The following is a 16,419-nucleotide window of genomic DNA, read 5'->3' as shown; positions in this document are numbered from 1 at the left end:
GCTGGGTACGCACATCTGCGGCGTTGTCGTCGGTCGACAATTCCCCCATGGCCCGAAAGGCAGGGGAGGGGCCCCCTTCGCGTTGCCTTCCTCCTCCGCCTTGCAGCTGCACGCACCCAGCCCCGCTCCTTCTCTCACCCCCCACGTGCCGGTCGGTCTTGGATCAACCGGTCCTCACGCAAACGGTTCCCGGCCAGTGCGCATGAGGGCGGGAGCGGGTCCCGGACCCACTGCCGTGCACCGGGCGCACTCCGTGGGCCCGGTGCGCGGCGGACCGTCGCGGCCGGGGCGTCGACCGCCCGGGGTTCCTGCGGCGGGAACTCCGGCGGACGGACGGCGGCTTCGGGCTTCAGGCCAGCAGCGCCGCGAGGCCCTCCGTGCGGGCCAGGTGTTCCAGTTCGTCCAGTGCCCGGAGGGCCGCCCCGGCCGCCGCGGGGTCGCGTTCGGCGAGCCCGCTCTCCTCGAACTCGTCCTCGTCCAGCCGCAGCACGGACGAACCGTCCGCCGACACCCACAGGTCCAGGTCCAGATCCTCGACCAAGAGCTCTCCGTCCCGCAGCACGGCGGGACGGGTGATGTCGCAGTACCAGCCCTTGAGTCCGCCCGTGCCGCCACGGACCTCCTTCACGGCGAACCAGCGGTCGCGCCAGTAGTGCTCGGTGAACACATCCCCCGGCTCGAACCGTACGAAGCCGAAGTCGCGGACCCCCGGCGCCGCCCAGGGCGCACGCACCGTCACCCGGGTGCCGTCGTCGCGGACCACGTCCGCCGGATAGCGGATCTTGGTCCGCCCGGCCTTCACCAGGGCGACCACCAGCGCGGTCTCAGCCGAGCTTGCGGACATGGCGCACCTCCGTGGAACAGATTTCGTAGCCGAACCATCGATTGACGGCCAGCATCGGACCGTTGTCCGCGTCATTGCCGGTGTACGCGTCCGTGTATCCGGCGGCACGCGCCCGGTGCAGCGAGTCGTTCTTGGCGAGCCTGGCCAGGCCCCGGTTGCGGTACGCCCGGCGGGTTCCGGTCATCCCCGACATGTAGCGGGTCAGTCCGTCGGTCTGCGCCGCGCTGAACGCCGCCACCTCTCCGTCGACGACCACGACCGACGTGAGCGCGTGGTCGAATCCGGGGCGGCGCCAGGTCTGCCGGAGCCAGTCCTCGTAGTCGGACAGTTCGGCCGGGGTGTCGCTCGGCTCGTCGGCCGTGGTCTCGGCGTCCGCCTCGAAGAGCGGGCGCGGGTCGTCCGCGAAGTCGGCGGCGGTACGCAACTCGACGCCCTTCGGCAGCTCCTGACGGGGCGGCAGCACCCTGTGGGCCAGGTCGAGATGGAGGAAGTGGGCCGAGCGGCCGGCCGTGTAGCCGCGCTTCTCCGCGAAGGCGCGGTTCGACGGGGCGTCGAGTACCCAGGTGTAGATCGCGAGTGCGCCCTCCCGCGCCAGGTACTCCTCGGCCGTGCTCAGCAGCAACCCACCCGCCCCGCGACCGGTGCGGTGCGGGTGCGTGTACGGGTTGAAGAACGCCTGGCCGGGTTCGGGGCTGTCGTGGACGAGGCCGACCTGCGCGGTCCCGATGAGCTCCCCGTCCTCCTCGGCGACCAGCAGCTGGTAGCGCTTGCCGGGATGGGCGGAGGACAGATCGAAGGCGACCTGCTCGGGAGTCGTCACGATGTAGGGCAGTGCGGAACGCCGGATCCGCGCCCAGGCCTCGGCATCGGCGGGCAGGAAATCGCGAACGAGGACAGTCATGGGCCGGACATTACGCGCGGGCACGCTCGGGCCGCCCCTGATTTTCCGGCCGGTGGGGGAGAATCGGGGCGTGACCCTGAAGATCGCTCTTGACCCGGACGCCGGTACCGCCCCGTACGAGCAACTGCGCACGCAGATCTCCGAGCTGGCCCGCTCCGGCGCGCTGCCCGTCGGCTTCAGACTTCCGACCGTACGCGGCTTCGCCGAGGAGCTCGGCCTCGCCGCGAACACCGTGGCCAAGGCGTACCGGGCGCTGGAGACCGACGGGGTGATCGAGACCCGTGGGCGCAACGGCACGTTCATCGCCGCCGCCGGGGACGCGGCGGACCGTCATGCGGCCGCCGCCGCCCAGGAGTACGCGGAGCAGGCCCGGCGGCTGGGGCTGTCGCGGGCCGAGGCGCTGTCCCTGGCCGAGGACGCGGTACGGGCGGCGTACGCGGCGCACTGATCCGTTGCCGTTGCCGTTGCCGGGGCCGCGACCGGGGCCGACGCGGCCCGTTGATCCGGATCTCGGGCCGACCGGTGGCGGATCCGCCCTCGGCCGCCGGACCGGCTCGGTCCTCCGGCCCGTCCGGCGGCCGAGGGCGACGGGCCGCCGGGCTCAGAGATACAGGCCCGCGTCCGCGCCCGAGTCCTGCTTCGGCACCGACGCGGGACCGCTGCCGCGCCGCAACGCGTACAGCTCGGCGAGCGTGACGCCCTCGCGGCCGAGTCCTTCCTCCGTACCCAGCCAGCCCACCGCCTCCCCGCGGGTCAGTGGTCCCACCTCGATCCTGGCGAGGCAGCGGCCGGGCCTGACCACCGCCGGGTGGAGCCGCTCCAGGTCCTCGTTGGTGGTGACGCCCACGAGCACGTTGCGTCCCTGGCCCAGCAGTCCGTCGGTGAGGTTCAGCAGCCTGGAGAGTGCCTGGCCCGCCGTGTGTCTGGCCTCACCGCGGATCAACTCGTCGCAGTCCTCCAGGAGCAGCAGCCGCCAGCGGCCCTTCGCCGTGCCGTCGTCCTCGCCGATCGCGATGTCCATCAGATAGCCGACGTCGTTGAAGAGCCGCTCCGGATCGAGCACGCAGTCGACCTGGCACCAGTCCCGCCACGAGCGCGCGAGGGTGCGCAGCGCGGAGGTCTTGCCGGTGCCGGGCGGACCGTGCAGCAGGAGCAGCCGACCCGCGATGTCATCGGGTGTGACCTTCATCAGCCGGTCCATGGCATCGGCCACCGGCGCGGTGTAGTTGGCGCGGACCTCGTCCCAGGTGCCGGCGGCGATCTGCCGGGTGGTGCGGTACGGGCCGCGGCGCGGGGACACGTACCAGAACCCCATCGTCACGTTCTCGGGCTGCGGTTCCGGTTCGTCCTGGGCGCCGTCCGTCGCCTGGCCGAGGACCTTGCGGGCCAGCTCCGCGCTGGTGGCGGTGACCGTGACGTCGGCGCCGCGGTTCCACCGCGAGATGAGCAGCGTCCAGCCGTCGCCCTCGGCCAGCGTGGCGCTGCGGTCGTCGTCGCGCGCGGCCCGCAGCACCTTGGCCGCCGGAGGCAGCAGGGTCGCCCCGGCCTTGACGCGGTCCAGGGACGAGCTGTGCGAGTACGGCTGCTCGCCCGTCGCGAAGCGGCCGAGGAACAGCGCGTCGACGACGTCGGACGGGGAATCGCTGTCGTCGACGGTGAGCCGGATCGGCAGAGCGGACTCGGGGTTGGCAGGCATGGCGCCCATGATCCGGCAAGGGAGCACCCGACGCACCCGGGTTTCACCACCTTCCTCCCCGCTTCGGAGGTCGAAGTCCCCGACGGCCGGACCGCGGACATGACGCGACCTCAAGGCGGCGCGTGGGAGAACTCGTTGGATCGACTTGGCATGAACACTTCCGGTGGAGGTGCGGGTGCTGCTACCACGGACACGGCAGACCAGGCGGAGATCCTGCCGGTCGGTCCCAGGGAGGTCCCATGAAGATATCCAGACTCGTGGCGTTCTCGTCATCGCTCCTGCTCGGCGCCGTACTCGCGCTGACCGGAGCGACCACGGCCAACGCCGCCTCGTCCGTCGACTACGTCGCACTCGGGGACTCGTACTCCTCGGGTGTCGGATCCGGCAGTTACGACAGCGCCAGTGGGGACTGCAAGCGCAGCACGAAGGCCTACCCCGCGCTCTGGGCCGCCGCCAACTCGCCCTCGTCCTTCGCCTTCACCGCCTGCTCGGGCGCCCGCACGAGTGATGTCAAGGCCGGTCAGCTCGGCCCCCTGAACGCCTCGACCGACCTCGTCTCGATCTCCATCGGCGGCAACGACGCGGGCTTCTCCGACGTCATGACCACCTGCGTCCTCCAGTCGGAGGCCACCTGCCTCAGCCGGATCGCCACGGCTCGCAGCTATGTCGACACCACCCTGCCCGGCAACCTCGACTCGGTGTACTCGGCGATCCGCGCCAAGGCGCCGTCCGCCCGCGTGGTCGTCCTCGGGTACCCGCGCTTCTACAAGATCGGCGGCAGCTGCGTCGTCGGCCTGAGCGACAAGGTGCGTACCGCGATCAACGGTGCCGCCGACTACCTGAACGCGGCGACCGCCAAGCGTGCCGCCGACCACGGCTTCACCTACGCCGATGTCGCGGGGAAGTTCACCGGACACGAGATCTGCTCCGGAAGCGCCTGGCCGCACAGCCTCAACTGGCTCGACATCGGTGAGTCCTACCACCCCACCGCGGCCGGACAGTCGGGCGGCTATCTGCCGGTCCTGAACTCGGCAGCCTGATCCCCGCTCCGTCATGCGCCGGGCCCGTCCGGCAGGCCGGCGGGCAGGAGGCCCCGTTCGCAGGGGTCTCCGTCCGGCAGCCGGCGGGCCATCGCGGACGAACCACTTCCGTTCTGTCCAACTCGCCCTGGAATCGGGCGGATTCGGATGCCGGACGTCAACCTCCGTATGTGTGTGCTCAATCCTGTGACCGGGATACACGGGTGTCGTCGCGGGGGGATAGGGTTAACCTGCCCGGGGCGGGTGCCCTCGTACGGGTGGGGAGTGACATGGAACAGATAGCGATGCGCAGCAGGCCGCGTGTGCCTGCGATCACATGCGGAAGCAGTGCGACGAGTTCGCGCCTCGACCGCCATCTCGCGGTGCTCGGCGGCCCTGCCGTCCCGCAGCGGGAGACGGCGGAGGCGACGCTGCTGATGCGCGAGCTCACCTCGCGCGACCCCGCCCACAGCCGTCGGAGCAGGAGTGCGCGAGTCTCGCTCTTCGCGCCGCTGCGACGACTGCGCCGCTCGCTCTTCGGCAGCCGCCACTGACCCGACGGTCCGTCACGACCGCGCATCGGTCCACTGCTCGGGCTCCCCGGCCGGCCCGCTCGCTCGGGTGACCGCGCCGTCGCGGCGCTGCGCTGCTGTCCGCCCTCCCGTCATCCCCGGGGTCCGCAGCAGCGCTTCGGTGTGCTCGCCGAGGCATCCGGCCCATGCCGAGCGGTATGCCCAAATAGTTCGGCACCGAAGTACTTACTAGACTGCTCGCATGCCCGAGAAGCGAGCCGCGCGCCTGAGCCCCGACGAACGAAGGGCCCAGTTGGTCGCCATCGGGCTGGACATGCTCGCCGACCGGTCGCTGGACGAGCTCTCCACGGACGAGGTGGCGCGCCGCGCCGGTATCTCCCGGGGGCTGCTCTTCCACTACTTCGACTCCAAGCGGGACTTCTACCGCGCCGTCGTGCGTCAGGAGTGCGACGGCTTCGCCGCAGCCACGGAACCGGACTACTCGCTGGAGCCCATCCCCTGGCTGCGGTCGTTCATCACCGGCTTCGTGGCGTACGTACTGGAGCACCGCAAGGTGTACCTCGCCCTGGTCCGCGGCGCCGCCGGCGGTCAGCCGACGGTGGAGGACATCGTCGAGCGCACCAGGGGCGTCCTCGCCCGGCGGGTGGAGGAGGCCCAGCGGCGGCTCGGGATGCCGGACTCGCCGCGGCTGCCGGTCGCGGCCAGGGCCTGGATGGCGTTCGCGGAGGAGGCCGTCACCAGCTGGCCGCCCGGCGGGCCCGACGCCCCGGCGGAGCTCGGCGCCTTCCTGGAGTCGAGCTTCATCAGCCTGCTCGGCGCCCTGGACCAACCCACCGCGCTGCCCCGGTGACCGGGGTGCGCCGGGGTCATTCGCCGCCGCGCGCGTAACGCCGTACGGCCAGCGGCACGAACACCGCGAGGAGCGCCACCGACCAGGCGAGCGTCCCGGCCACCGGATGGGCGACCGGCCAGGCGGCGTCGGCCGCCGGGGACGCGTTGCCGAACAGCTCGCGGGTGGCCGAGGCCATCGCGCTGATCGGGTTCCACTCCGCGACCGTCCGCAGCCAGCCGGGCAGGTTGTCGGTCGGGATGTACGCATTCGACAGCAGCGGCAGGATGAAGGTGGCGCTGCCCAGTTGGCCGGCGACCTCCTCGTTGCGGATGAGCAGGCCCAGCCAGCAGCCCAGCCACGACGTGGCGAACCGCAGGAGCAGGAGCAGCCCGAAGGCCCCCAGAGCGGCGAGCGGGCCGCCCTCGATCCGCCAGCCGACCGCGAGCCCGACGAGGATCAGCGGGATCATGCCGATGGCGGTGGTCAGCAGATCTGCGGCGGTCTGGCCGAACGGTACGGCGGGCCGGCTCATCGGCAGCGTACGGAACCGGTCCATCACCCCGCGGTCACTGTCCTGCGAGGCCTGGAACATCCCGACCATGATGCCGTTGGCCGCCGTCGACGCCAGCAGCCCCGGCACCAGGAACGCGCGGTACTCCTGGCCGGGCATGGCCAGCGCGCTGCCGAACACGTAGCCGAAGAACAGCAGCATCGTGATCGGCATGGTCTGGGTCAGGATCATGACACCCGGCGCGGCCTTGATCCGCTGCAGATGGCGGCCCAGCATGGCCAGGGCGTCGGCGACCGGGGCGCTCGTGGCCGGTGCGACGTTCGGCTCGTGGGCCGGTGCGATGCCGCTCATGCTGCCGTCTCCTTCAGGGGTGGGGAGGTGCGGCCGTCGCCGCGGCCGGTCAGGCGGAGGAAGACCTCGTCGAGCGTCGGCGGGCGCAGGCTCGCGTCGACCAGCGGTACGTCCGCCGCGTCGAGTTCGCGGACGATACGGGGGAGGGTGAGCGTGATGTCGGTCGTGACGGCGCCCACGGTGCGGCGCTCGTGGTCGAGTACCGGTTCGGTGCCGGTGAGCTGATCGAGTACGGCTGCCGCCGGGACCAGCGCGGAATCATGGGGGACGACGACTTCGGCGTAACTGCCGATGCGGGCCTTCAGCTCGGTGGGGGTTCCGCGGTGGGCGGCCCGGCCCCGGTCGATCAGCACGATGTCGTCGGCCAGTTGGTCGGCCTCCTCCAGGTACTGCGTGGTGAGCAGGACGGTCGTGCCCCGGTCGGCCAGTTCCCGTACGGCCGTCCAGATCTGGTTGCGGCTGTGCGGGTCGAGTCCGGTGGTCGGCTCGTCCAGGAACAGCACCCGGGGGCGGGTCAGCAGACTGGCGGCGAGGTCGAGGCGGCGGCGCATGCCGCCCGAGTAGGTGCGGGCGGGGCGGTCGGCGGCCTCCGTCAGCTCGAAGCGCTCCAGGAGCTCGTCGGCGCGGGTGCGCGCGGCCTGGCCGCGGAACCGGAGCAGCTTGGCGAAGAGCCGCAGGTTCTGCCGGCCGGACAGTTCGCCGTCGACCGAGGCGTTCTGCCCGGTCACGCCGATCGCCGCGCGCACCGCAGCCGCCTCGCGCACCACGTCGTGGCCCGCCACCCGGGCGCTGCCGCCGTCCGGGGGTGTCAACGTGGTGAGGACCCGGACGGCCGTGGTCTTGCCCGCGCCGTTCGGCCCCAGTACTCCGCAGACGGTGCCCTCGGCGACCGCGAGATCGAGTCCCCGTAGCGCGTGGACATCGCCGTAGCGCTTCTCCAGACCTTCACTAAGTACAGCGTACGTAGTTGTCATGCGGCCACCGTACCGCACTACGTACGGTGTACGTAACTACGATGGTGGGAGAGGTGATGATCAATGGTGGGGCGACCCGCTGTACCCGAAGTGATCTGGGCGCGCCCCGAGCGTGCGGGCCGAGGCCCCAGGCCCGCTTTCAGCCGCGCCGACATCGCGGCGGCCGCCGTCCGCATCGCGGACGCGGAGGGGCTCGACGCGGTGTCCATGCGGAAAGTGGCCGCCGAGCTCGGCTGCGGCACGATGTCGCTGTACAACTACGTGCCGCGCAAGGAGGATCTGTACGAGCTGATGCTCGACGCGGTCAGCGGCGGGTACGAGTTCCCGGAGCCGTCCGGCGACTGGCGTGCCGATCTCATCGCGCTGGCCCATCAGGCCCGCGCGATGATGCACCGCCACACCTGGGTGCCCCGGCTGATGTCACCCGTGTACGGCTTCAGCCCGAACGCGCTGCGGTATCTGGAGTACACGCTCAGCCTCCTGGACGGCGTCGACGCACGGTTCGGCGAGAAGATGGAACTCATCGCCATGGTCAACGGGGTGGTCACCACCTATGTGGCCAACGAGATCGCCACGGCGGAGCGCAGCCGGTCGCTGCCCTGGTCCGAGGAGCAGGAGCACGCCGTGCGCACCGGCTATCTGATCAGCCGGATCGCCACCGGGAAGTATCCGCGGATGGCGGCGGGATTCGCCGAGGACTCCGGGCCGATCGATCTGGAGGGGGTCTTCGACCGGGCGCTGAACCGGGTGCTGGACTCCTTCGAGCGGTAGTGCGCGGGCCTCGGCGGCCCGTCACAGCAGCGCGAACTGCCCGTCCGGGCCCTCTTCCTGATGGTCGAGTACCGAGGCCGGCCGCCGGGCCGCGGCCGGGACGGGCAGGACACCTGCCGCGCGGAGGTCGTCGGCTGTGATCCGCGGGCCGTCCGCCAGGCCCTCCTGCCGGGGCCGGAGTTCGGCCAGCAGGGCGAGCACGGTGATCAGTTCCAGCAGCTCCGAGGTCCACTCCTGGGGCCAGGCGCGCGGCCGGACCGCTTCCAGGCCGTCCGCGTCCTGTGCCCCGGCCGCCGCCGTGCGGCGCTCGAACCACAGCTCCAGCATCCGGACCCCGCCGACCCGGAACTCCCAGGCCCCGGCCGGCACCGGCGAGATCCGTCCCGTGCCCAGCGTGAGCGTCTCGTCGGCCGGGTCGTACCCCAACGCGGTCGGTACGGGCGGAACCGAGGCCCGCACATAGGGGCGGCGCCCACCGGGCAGCCGCGGGCGCTCCCCGCCGCGGGCACCGCGCAGCTCCAGCCGCAGCAGTTCCTCTCCCAGCTCCACCCCCGCCGACCAGTGCTCCGTGTCGGCGGGCAGGGGCACCGCGCAACCGGCGGGGGAGTGGCGGGCCGCCGCGAGCGTCCAGGCCAGCACGGAGCGATCGGTGACCGTGTTCCCGTGGCGGTCACGGAGCAGGGCGAGCAGTCCGGGGGCCAGATTGGGTTCGAGACCGCCGGGGCGCCGGTACAGCGGCCGGATCCGGCTTGGCCGGCCCGCGGGGGAATGGCCGTCCGGCAGCAGCGACGTCACGGTCAGGGCCGGTCCGGTGTCCTGGGGCACGCACCCGTGCTCGACGGCGAAGAGCTGGTGCCCGTCGGCGACCCGCCACAGCTCGGGACGGGCGGCATCGATCAGCCGGTGGTCGGGGATCAGCCACTGCTCGTCGAACGGGCCGTGCAGGATCCGTACCGGCTCGGGGCACGGCCCGGACTCGTGGGCGAACCGGCCGGTGCCGGTGGCCTGCCCCGGAAGCGCCGCCACCGGGGTCCGCGGGGTACGGGAACGAGTGGACCGGAACAGCCGTTCGCGCTCGGCGGCCTCGGCCCGGACCAGCCGCTCCCAACGGGCCTTGAGCGAACCGGCGTCCGGGGCGGTGACCCAGGGGCGGCCGGTCCGCAGCGGCCGTACGGACCATGGCATGAGGTCGTCGAGCAGCGGGATGTCGTCGTCTCCGCCGGCTCCGGCCGCCGCCCGTGCTGCCACCGTGTCGTCCTCCCCGTCGCCACGCCGCCTCCGGCATCGTAACGGCGTCGCCGGGCGGGCCGTCAGTGCGCTTCCACCGTCACCGAGAACGAGAACCGGTCGCCCCGGTAGCGGATCTGCGCCACATCCACCACCTGTCCGCTCTCGTCGTACGTGACGCCCGTGTAGAACAGGATCGGGCTCAGTAGCGGCACCTGGAGGAGTTCGGCGGTGACCGGGTCGGCGAGGCGCGCCTCGACCGTGTCGGTGATACGCGCGATCCGGACACCGACCCGGTCGCGCAACACCTTGGTCATCGGCCAGCGTTCGAGATCGGAGACGTCAAGCCGGGCCGCCACCTCGGGACGCACCGCGTTCTCCGCCCAGTTGGTGGGCTCACCGCTGTCCCCGTCGCGGCGCAGCCTGCGGTAGCTGACCACCTCCGCGCAGTCGGGGAAGTGTTCGGTGAGATCGCCCGGTACGGCGACCGGGCCATGGCCGAGGACCGTGGCCCGCTCGCCCGACTGCTGGGCCACGATCGCGTCGATCGAGCCCAGCAGCCGGACCGGCGAGACCCGGCGGGCGCGCGGCTCGATGAAGGTGCCGCGCCGCCGGTGCCTGCTGATCAGCCCTTCCGTCTCCAGCTCCTTGAGCGCCTGGCGCATGGTCAGGACGCTGACGCCGTAGTGTGCGGCGAGCTGTTCCTCGGTCGGCAGCCGCGCCGAGGCGTCCTTGGCGCGCCCCAGTATCGAGGCGCGCAAGGACTGCGAGACCTGGTACCACAGCGGCAGTTTGCGGTTCAGGACCAGCGAGTCGGGAGCGAAGGCGGGCCCCTGGGACGTCTTGGGCATGTGAGGCACCTGGGTCACCTGGTCTCTCCGTACTGCGACACGGTGGCCGCGACGACGCGGGGGCCGGGAAGCGGCGTCGTTGCCTACGGCCTGAAGTTGCGGCTCAGACCCTGCCACACGTCGTCGTAGCCGTGCTGCAGATGCCCGGCGGTCGCCGCCTGCCCGGTCGCCGTCACCGGCCAGCGGGTCTCGAACATGAAGGCGAGACCGTCATCGATCTTCTGCGGTCTCAGCTCCGCCCCGCTCGCCCGGTCGAAGGTCTCCCGGTCCGGTCCGTGCGCCGACATCATGTTGTGCAGCGAACCGCCGCCCGGGACGAAGCCGCCCTTGCCGGCCGTCTTCGCGTCGTACGCGCCCTCGATCAGGCCCATGTACTCGCTCATCACATTGCGGTGGAAGTACGGGGGCCGGAAGGTGTCCTCGCCGACCAGCCAGCGCGGCGCGAAGACGACGAAGTCGACACCCGCCAGGCCGGGGGTGTCGGACGGCGAGGTCAGCACCGTGAAGATCGACGGGTCGGGGTGGTCGTAGCTGATCGAGCCGATGACGTTGAAACGGCGCAGATCGTAGACGTACGGAGTGTGGTTGCCGTGCCAGGCGACCACATCCAGCGGCGAGTGGTCATAGGTCGCCGACCAGAGATTCCCGCAGAACTTGTTCACCACCTCCACCGGGCGTTCGGTGTCCTCGTACGCGGCGAAGGGAGCGAGGAAGTCGCGGGCGTTCGCCAGGCCGTTGGCGCCGATCGGGCCGAGGTCGGGGAGGGCGAACGGCTGGCCGTAGTTTTCGCAGACGTAGCCGCGGGCGGTGGCATCGAGCAGCTCCACGCGGAAGCGGACGCCGCGCGGGATCAGTGCGATGTGCCCCGGATCGGCGCGCAGCAGGCCCAGTTCGGTACGGAGCAACAGGCCGCCGCGCTCCGGGACGATCAGCAGCTCGCCGTCCGAATCGCTGAACACCCGGTCGGTCATGGATGCGTTGGCGTGGTAGAGATGCACGGCCATGCCGGTGCGCTGCGTCGCGTCGCCATTGCCACCGAGGGTCCACAGGCCGGCCAGGAAGTCCGTCCCGGGCGCAGGCTGGGGGAGCGGATCCCAGCGCAGCCGGTTGGGGTCGGGCACGGATTCGGTGAACGGGGCGGTCCGGATCGCGCCGTTGTCGATGCGGGCGAACGGCGGGTGAGCGGCCGACGGGCGGATCCGGTAGAGCCAGGAACGCCGGTTGTGCGCCCGTGGTTCGGTGAAGGCCGAGCCGCTCAGCTGCTCCGCGTAGAGCCCGAGGGGCGCGCGCTGGGGCGAGTTGCGGCCGATCGGCAGCGCCCCCGGCACCGCCTCCGAGCTGTGCTGATTGCCGAAACCGGCGGAATGTTCCAGCCCTTCCGCCGTCTTCCTCGCCTGCTCGATGCCGCTCATGTGCCGCTCCCGGTGCCGAAGAAATCCTATGGACAACCGTAGGAATCGAAACGGGGCGCGTCAACGGTATTCGTGACGCGCAGGGGGGTTCCAAAAGTTGAACAATGCTCTACTCTCCCGCACATGTCGTGGACACGAAGACTTCTGGTGATCCTGGCGGCGCTCGCCGCCGCCCTCCTCGCGGCTCCGGCCGCCCAGGCGCACGAGGAACGTCCGGTCACCCTGCCCGACGGAACCGGCAGTGTCCCCGTGTATCGCACCGGCGAACCGGATCTGCTGGTCTGCAAGAGCGACCGGGCGGACTTCGAGCGCCGCATATCCGGCTTCCCGGAGGGGCTGCGGTCCCGGAACCTGAAGCTGTTCGACCGCTGCCAGAAGTCCGGCTACCGCCATCTGCAGCAGGCCGTCGACGCGGTCGGCAGGCCCGGCATGAACATCGCGATCCTGCCCGGCCTGTACGAGGAGGAGCCCTCGCTGCCCAAGCCGGCGGGCGAGTGCGCCCGCCTGAAGGCGCCCAACTCCAAGCTCGGCTACCAGATCCTGTCCTACGCGCAGCAGGCACGGTGCCCGCACAACCAGAACCTGGTGGCGATCTTCGGGAAGAAGAACCTCCAGATCGAGGGGACGGGCGCCGAGCGCACGGATGTCGTCATCGACGCCAAGTACCAGAAGCTCAACGCGATCCGCGCGGACGGCTCCGACGGCGTCTACTTCAAGAACTTCACCGCCCAGCGGACCACGTTCAACTCCCTGTACGTCCTCGCCCAGGACGGCTTCGTCATCGACTCCGTCCTCACCCGGTGGAACGACGAATACGGCTTTCTGACCTTCGCGAGCGACCACGGGCTGTACAAGAACTGTGAGTCGTACGGCAACGGGGACTCGGGCATCTACCCCGGCAGCGCGTCGAACATCAATGACGGATACGGCTACAAGGTGCCGCGCTACTCGATCGAGATCACCGGCTGCCGCAGCCACCACAACATGGTCGGCTACTCCGGCACCGCGGGCGACTCCGTCTACGTCCACGACAACGAGTTCGACCACAACATGGGCGGCGCCTCGATGGACAGCGCCTTCCCGGGCCATCCCGGACTGCCCCAGAACCACGCCCGCTTCGAACGCAACCTGATCCACGACAACAACGCCGACTACTACCCGTATGTCGCCGACGGCACCTGCGCCAAGCCGCCCGTGGACCGGGGGTACGAGGACGGGGTCGTCTGCCCGCAGATCTCCATGCCGCCGGGTTCCGGCATCATCACCGCGGGCGGCAACTGGAACCTGTACGAGAACAACTGGATCTACGGTCAGAAGCGCGCCGCGTTCTTCCTGAGCGCGGTCCCGGCCTTCATCCGCGGCGAGAACGCGCTGTCGAAGCAGGCCGACACCTCCCACCACAACCGGTACGCGGGCAACCACCTCGGTACGGACAAGGCGGGCAACTCCCGGCCCAACCGCACCGACGTGTGGTGGGACGGCCAGGGCGACGGTAACTGCTGGCAGTCCGACACCGGCTCGTCCTCCCCGGGTGCCCTGCCTGTCTGCGGATCCGAGCGCGGCGCCGTGTCCGGGCGTACCGACCGGCTCGTCGGCGAACCGGTCAAGCTCGCCCAACTGCTGGTCTGCGCCGACTACAACGTGCAGGCCCGACGGCTGCCGGCCGGCTGCGACTGGTACGGAGCACGGGGCATCGAACGCATCGAGGTGCAGTTGGCGCTGGTGGTCGCGGTGGTGCTCGCGCTGGTCGGCGGGGTGCTGTGGTGGCGCAGACTGCGCGGCAGCCGGCTCGCGACCGTGGTCACGGTGCTGGGTGCGATCGGCCTCGGACTGGATGTGGCCGGATCGACCATGGGGCTGGCCTCCACCCATGTGCCCGCGCTGGCCCTGCTGCTGACCGGGGTGTGGTGGACGGGAATCGGCCTGGCGCTGCGGAGTGAACGGCCCTGGCTGGGCTGGACCACGGTGGTCCTGGGGGCGCTCACCCTGCTCGATGCCGTCGACAAGGGCGTGTTCATGATTCCTTGGATTCCGCTCAGCCCGGCCTGGGTGCGTGGACTGCTCGGTGTGATCTGGGTGGTGTGGGCCGTGGTGGCCTCCGCCCGGCACGGCGAACGGGGCGGCGACCGGCACGGCGACCGGGGCGCGCCGCACGGCGGCCCGGGTACGGCGGACGGAACCGGCCTGTCGGGGCACGACGCGGTGCCGGATCCGGGTGCGGTGCCGGCCCGGGGCTCGGGCCGTGCCCCGGCCCCGGGGCAACCCGCCACCCCGACATCCGCTCCGGAGGGAGACGCATCATGAACCACCCTCGCGGGCAACGGCGTTCCGACCGGCTCACCCGGACCGCCCTCTGTGCCGTCACCGTGCTCACCGCAGGCGCCCTCGTGTTCGGTGCGAGCGCCTGTGGTGGGCGGGCGACCACCCACCACAAACCCGGCACCAGTCATGAGCAGGCCAGCGGCAGCGTCGGCCGGCTCCTGGCCGCCGACGACGGTTCCGGCCACCGGCTGCGCCAGGTCGACGCGAAGAGTGCCCCCGAGGTGACGGTCGCCGTGCGGCCGGACTCCGAGGACGGGTGGAACGTCCATCTCTCCGTGGCAAACTTCCGGTTCACCCCGGACAGTGTGGGTGGCGCCGCCCTTCTCGGGCGTGGCCACGCACGGCTGTTCCTCGACGGTCGCCCCCTCGCCCGGGTCTACGGCCCCTGGTACCACCTTCCCGCCTCCCTCGTCCGCGCCGCCGGTGGCGGTACCGGCCTCACCGCCCGGCTCTACGCCGACGACCACACCGCCTGGGCCGTGAACGCCACCCCGGTCCAGGCCGCCACCTCCCTCGCCGCCGCCTCCGCACAGCCCACCCCTCCCCTCGATCCCCGACCCGAATCGTCCCGACCCGAACCGCCCCGGCCCGACACGACCCTGGAGATCGTGGTCTCCCACGGCAGGGTCAGCCCGGCCCCCGGCCGTACCGAGGTCAAGAAGGGCCGGATCATCGAGCTCCGGATCCGCAGCGACCGCGCCGACACCCTCCACGTCCACGGCTACGACAAGGAGGCCCGGCTGCCCGCGGGAAAGACCGTCACCCTCACCTTCACCGCCGACCGCACCGGGCTCTTCGAGGTCGAGACACACGAGTCCGACCTGCTCCTGACCCAACTCGTCGTACGGTGAGCGTCCTCGCCCATGGCATCGGTGCCCAGCACGACCTTCCCCTGTCCCCCTTCTACGCCTTCGCCGGAGCCTTCGCCGCGCTCTTCGTCTCCTTCCTCGCGCTCGGCCTGCTCTGGTCCACCTCCCGATTCCGCGGCGACCGGGCGGGCCGCCCGGTCCCGGCCGCCGTCCAGCGGCTCGCCGACGCCCGGCCCACCCGTACCGCCGTGCGCGTACTCGGGCTGGCCGCCGCCGCGTTCGTCACGTTCCACCTCCTCCTCGGACCGGACGACCCGGACCGCAACCCGGCCCCCGGTGCCGTCTACGTACTCCTCTGGGTCGGGCTCGTCCCCGCCTCGCTCCTTCTCGGTCCCGTCTGGCGGCTGCTCAACCCGCTCCGTACCGTCCACCTCCTCGGCTGCCGCGCGCTCGGCCGTGACCCCGCCGCAGGCCGCCCCCTTCCCGAACGCCTCGGTCTCTGGCCGGCCGCGACCGGGCTCCTCGCCTTCACCTGGCTCGAACTCGTCGCCCCCGACCGCGCGTCGACCACCACCCTCCTGCTCTTCCTCTCCCTCTACGCCGCCGTCCACCTCGCCGGCGCCGCCCGGCACGGCGCCGGATGGTTCGACCGGGCGGACGCGTTCGAGGTGTACTCGGGACTGCTCGCCCGGCTCTCCCCGCTCGGCCGCCGCACCGCCGACCGCCGCCTCGTGTTCCGCTCCCCGTTCAACGGACTCGACGGCACCCCGCAGACTCCCGGACTCGTCGCCACCGTCTGCGTCATGCTCGGCTCCACCGCCTACGACGGCTTCTCCGACGCCCCCTCCTGGATCACCACCGTCCAGACCTCACCCCTGGGCCGCACCACCGCCGCCACGCTCGGGCTCCTGGGCGCCGTCGCCCTCGTGGCCGGCCTCTACGCCCTCTGCACCGGCGCCACCCGGCTGATCTCCGGCCGACTCGGCCACCCCCTCACCGCCTTCGCGCACTCGCTCGTCCCGATCGCCCTCGGCTATCTCGTCGCGCACTACTTCACGCTCTTGGTCACCGAAGGGCCACGCACAGTCATGGTGGCATCCGGCACTGACAATCCGCTCCCGCCGGAGCCGCCCCTCGGGCCCGGCGGCGTGGCCACGCTCCAGGTCGCCGCGATCGTCCTGGGGCATGTGCTCGGCGTCATCGCCGCCCACGACCGGTCCGTGCGTCTCTTCCCGTCCGGCCGGGCCGTCGCGGGGCAACTCCCGCTGCTGGTCCTGATGATCACCTACACCATCGGCGGGCTCTCCCTTCTCATCGCATGACGGCCGCGCCCCGCACCGACCCGTCACCCGCAGAGGAGACCCAC

The 16,419-nt window shown here is 71.5% G+C and carries 16 protein-coding genes; 8 read left to right on the top strand and 8 right to left on the bottom strand.

The window, feature by feature from the left end; genetic code table 11:
• Positions 1-349: 349 nt before the first annotated feature.
• Both ACZ68L_RS05920 and ACZ68L_RS05915 read right to left on the bottom strand, forming a co-directional pair.
• Positions 350-844 carry a ribonuclease FAU-1 family protein gene (locus tag ACZ68L_RS05920; protein WP_469574454.1) on the bottom strand — a complete coding sequence of 165 codons (495 nt, stop codon included), beginning with the start codon at positions 842-844 and terminating at the stop codon, positions 350-352.
• The gene (locus ACZ68L_RS05915) at positions 825-1,745 is read right to left on the bottom strand and encodes a GNAT family N-acetyltransferase (RefSeq protein WP_469574452.1); all 921 of its coding nucleotides are present in this window, start codon (positions 1,743-1,745) and stop codon (positions 825-827) included. The genes ACZ68L_RS05920 and ACZ68L_RS05915 overlap by 20 nt, the downstream gene beginning before the upstream one ends.
• A 70-nt stretch (positions 1,746-1,815) precedes the next feature.
• On the opposite strand from ACZ68L_RS05915, the gene ACZ68L_RS05910 reads away from it, so the two are divergent.
• A complete protein-coding gene (locus ACZ68L_RS05910) occupies positions 1,816-2,193 on the top strand; it encodes a GntR family transcriptional regulator (protein WP_469574451.1) in 378 nt (125 codons plus the stop codon).
• Between the two features lie 153 nt (positions 2,194-2,346).
• Here ACZ68L_RS05910 and ACZ68L_RS05905 read toward each other — a convergent pair whose 3' ends face one another.
• Positions 2,347-3,441: a DUF5925 domain-containing protein gene (locus ACZ68L_RS05905; RefSeq protein WP_469574450.1), complete on the bottom strand. Its 1,095-nt coding sequence runs from the start codon at positions 3,439-3,441 to the stop codon at positions 2,347-2,349.
• Between the two features lie 239 nt (positions 3,442-3,680).
• Here ACZ68L_RS05905 and ACZ68L_RS05900 point away from each other — a divergent pair, with 239 nt between their 5' ends.
• The 3 genes from ACZ68L_RS05900 to ACZ68L_RS05890 all read left to right on the top strand — a co-directional run bounded on the left by ACZ68L_RS05900 (position 3,681) and on the right by ACZ68L_RS05890 (position 5,843).
• On the top strand, positions 3,681-4,481 hold the full coding sequence (locus tag ACZ68L_RS05900) for an SGNH/GDSL hydrolase family protein (protein ID WP_469574449.1): 801 nt from the start codon (positions 3,681-3,683) through the stop codon (positions 4,479-4,481).
• A gap of 269 nt (positions 4,482-4,750) precedes the next feature.
• On the top strand, positions 4,751-5,014 hold the full coding sequence (locus ACZ68L_RS05895; protein WP_469574447.1) for a hypothetical protein: 264 nt from the start codon (positions 4,751-4,753) through the stop codon (positions 5,012-5,014).
• Between the two features lie 220 nt (positions 5,015-5,234).
• Positions 5,235-5,843: a TetR/AcrR family transcriptional regulator gene (locus ACZ68L_RS05890; RefSeq protein ID WP_469574445.1), complete on the top strand. Its 609-nt coding sequence runs from the start codon at positions 5,235-5,237 to the stop codon at positions 5,841-5,843.
• Positions 5,844-5,859: 16 nt separating this feature from the next.
• Here ACZ68L_RS05890 and ACZ68L_RS05885 read toward each other — a convergent pair whose 3' ends face one another.
• Positions 5,860-6,612: an ABC transporter permease gene (locus tag ACZ68L_RS05885; protein WP_469574576.1), complete on the bottom strand. Its 753-nt coding sequence runs from the start codon at positions 6,610-6,612 to the stop codon at positions 5,860-5,862.
• Between the two features lie 71 nt (positions 6,613-6,683).
• Complete coding sequence (locus tag ACZ68L_RS05880) at positions 6,684-7,661, bottom strand: ATP-binding cassette domain-containing protein (protein WP_469574444.1); 978 nt, start codon at positions 7,659-7,661, stop codon at positions 6,684-6,686.
• Positions 7,662-7,724: 63 nt separating this feature from the next.
• Between ACZ68L_RS05880 and ACZ68L_RS05875 the strand changes: the two genes are divergently transcribed.
• Entirely contained in the window at positions 7,725-8,432 is a 708-nt protein-coding gene (locus tag ACZ68L_RS05875; RefSeq protein WP_469574442.1) for a TetR/AcrR family transcriptional regulator C-terminal domain-containing protein, read from the top strand.
• Between the two features lie 21 nt (positions 8,433-8,453).
• On the opposite strand, the gene ACZ68L_RS05870 is transcribed toward ACZ68L_RS05875, so the two are convergent.
• The 3 genes from ACZ68L_RS05870 to hmgA all read right to left on the bottom strand — a co-directional run bounded on the left by ACZ68L_RS05870 (position 8,454) and on the right by hmgA (position 11,922).
• Complete coding sequence (locus ACZ68L_RS05870; RefSeq protein WP_469574440.1) at positions 8,454-9,680, bottom strand: type ISP restriction/modification enzyme; 1,227 nt, start codon at positions 9,678-9,680, stop codon at positions 8,454-8,456.
• Between the two features lie 62 nt (positions 9,681-9,742).
• The gene (locus ACZ68L_RS05865) at positions 9,743-10,510 is read right to left on the bottom strand and encodes a GntR family transcriptional regulator (RefSeq protein ID WP_469574438.1); all 768 of its coding nucleotides are present in this window, start codon (positions 10,508-10,510) and stop codon (positions 9,743-9,745) included.
• A gap of 83 nt (positions 10,511-10,593) precedes the next feature.
• Positions 10,594-11,922 (bottom strand): homogentisate 1,2-dioxygenase, encoded by a 1,329-nt coding sequence (gene hmgA, locus ACZ68L_RS05860; protein ID WP_469574436.1) that lies wholly within the window; start codon positions 11,920-11,922, stop codon positions 10,594-10,596.
• A 123-nt stretch (positions 11,923-12,045) separates the two neighbouring features.
• Between hmgA and ACZ68L_RS05855 the strand changes: the two genes are divergently transcribed.
• From ACZ68L_RS05855 to ACZ68L_RS05845, 3 genes are read left to right on the top strand one after another with little or no spacing between them, the layout of a single operon-like run.
• Positions 12,046-14,226: a right-handed parallel beta-helix repeat-containing protein gene (locus tag ACZ68L_RS05855; RefSeq protein WP_469574435.1), complete on the top strand. Its 2,181-nt coding sequence runs from the start codon at positions 12,046-12,048 to the stop codon at positions 14,224-14,226.
• A complete protein-coding gene (locus ACZ68L_RS05850) occupies positions 14,223-15,095 on the top strand; it encodes a cupredoxin domain-containing protein (protein ID WP_469574434.1) in 873 nt (290 codons plus the stop codon). Before ACZ68L_RS05855 ends, ACZ68L_RS05850 begins: the two co-directional genes overlap by 4 nt.
• Complete coding sequence (locus tag ACZ68L_RS05845; RefSeq protein WP_469574432.1) at positions 15,092-16,375, top strand: hypothetical protein; 1,284 nt, start codon at positions 15,092-15,094, stop codon at positions 16,373-16,375. The genes ACZ68L_RS05850 and ACZ68L_RS05845 overlap by 4 nt, the downstream gene beginning before the upstream one ends.
• Positions 16,376-16,419: the final 44 nt, after the last annotated feature.

The organism is Streptomyces sp. NPDC104309 (genome assembly GCF_055584025.1).
This window is presented reverse-complemented; position numbering and strand designations above follow the sequence as displayed.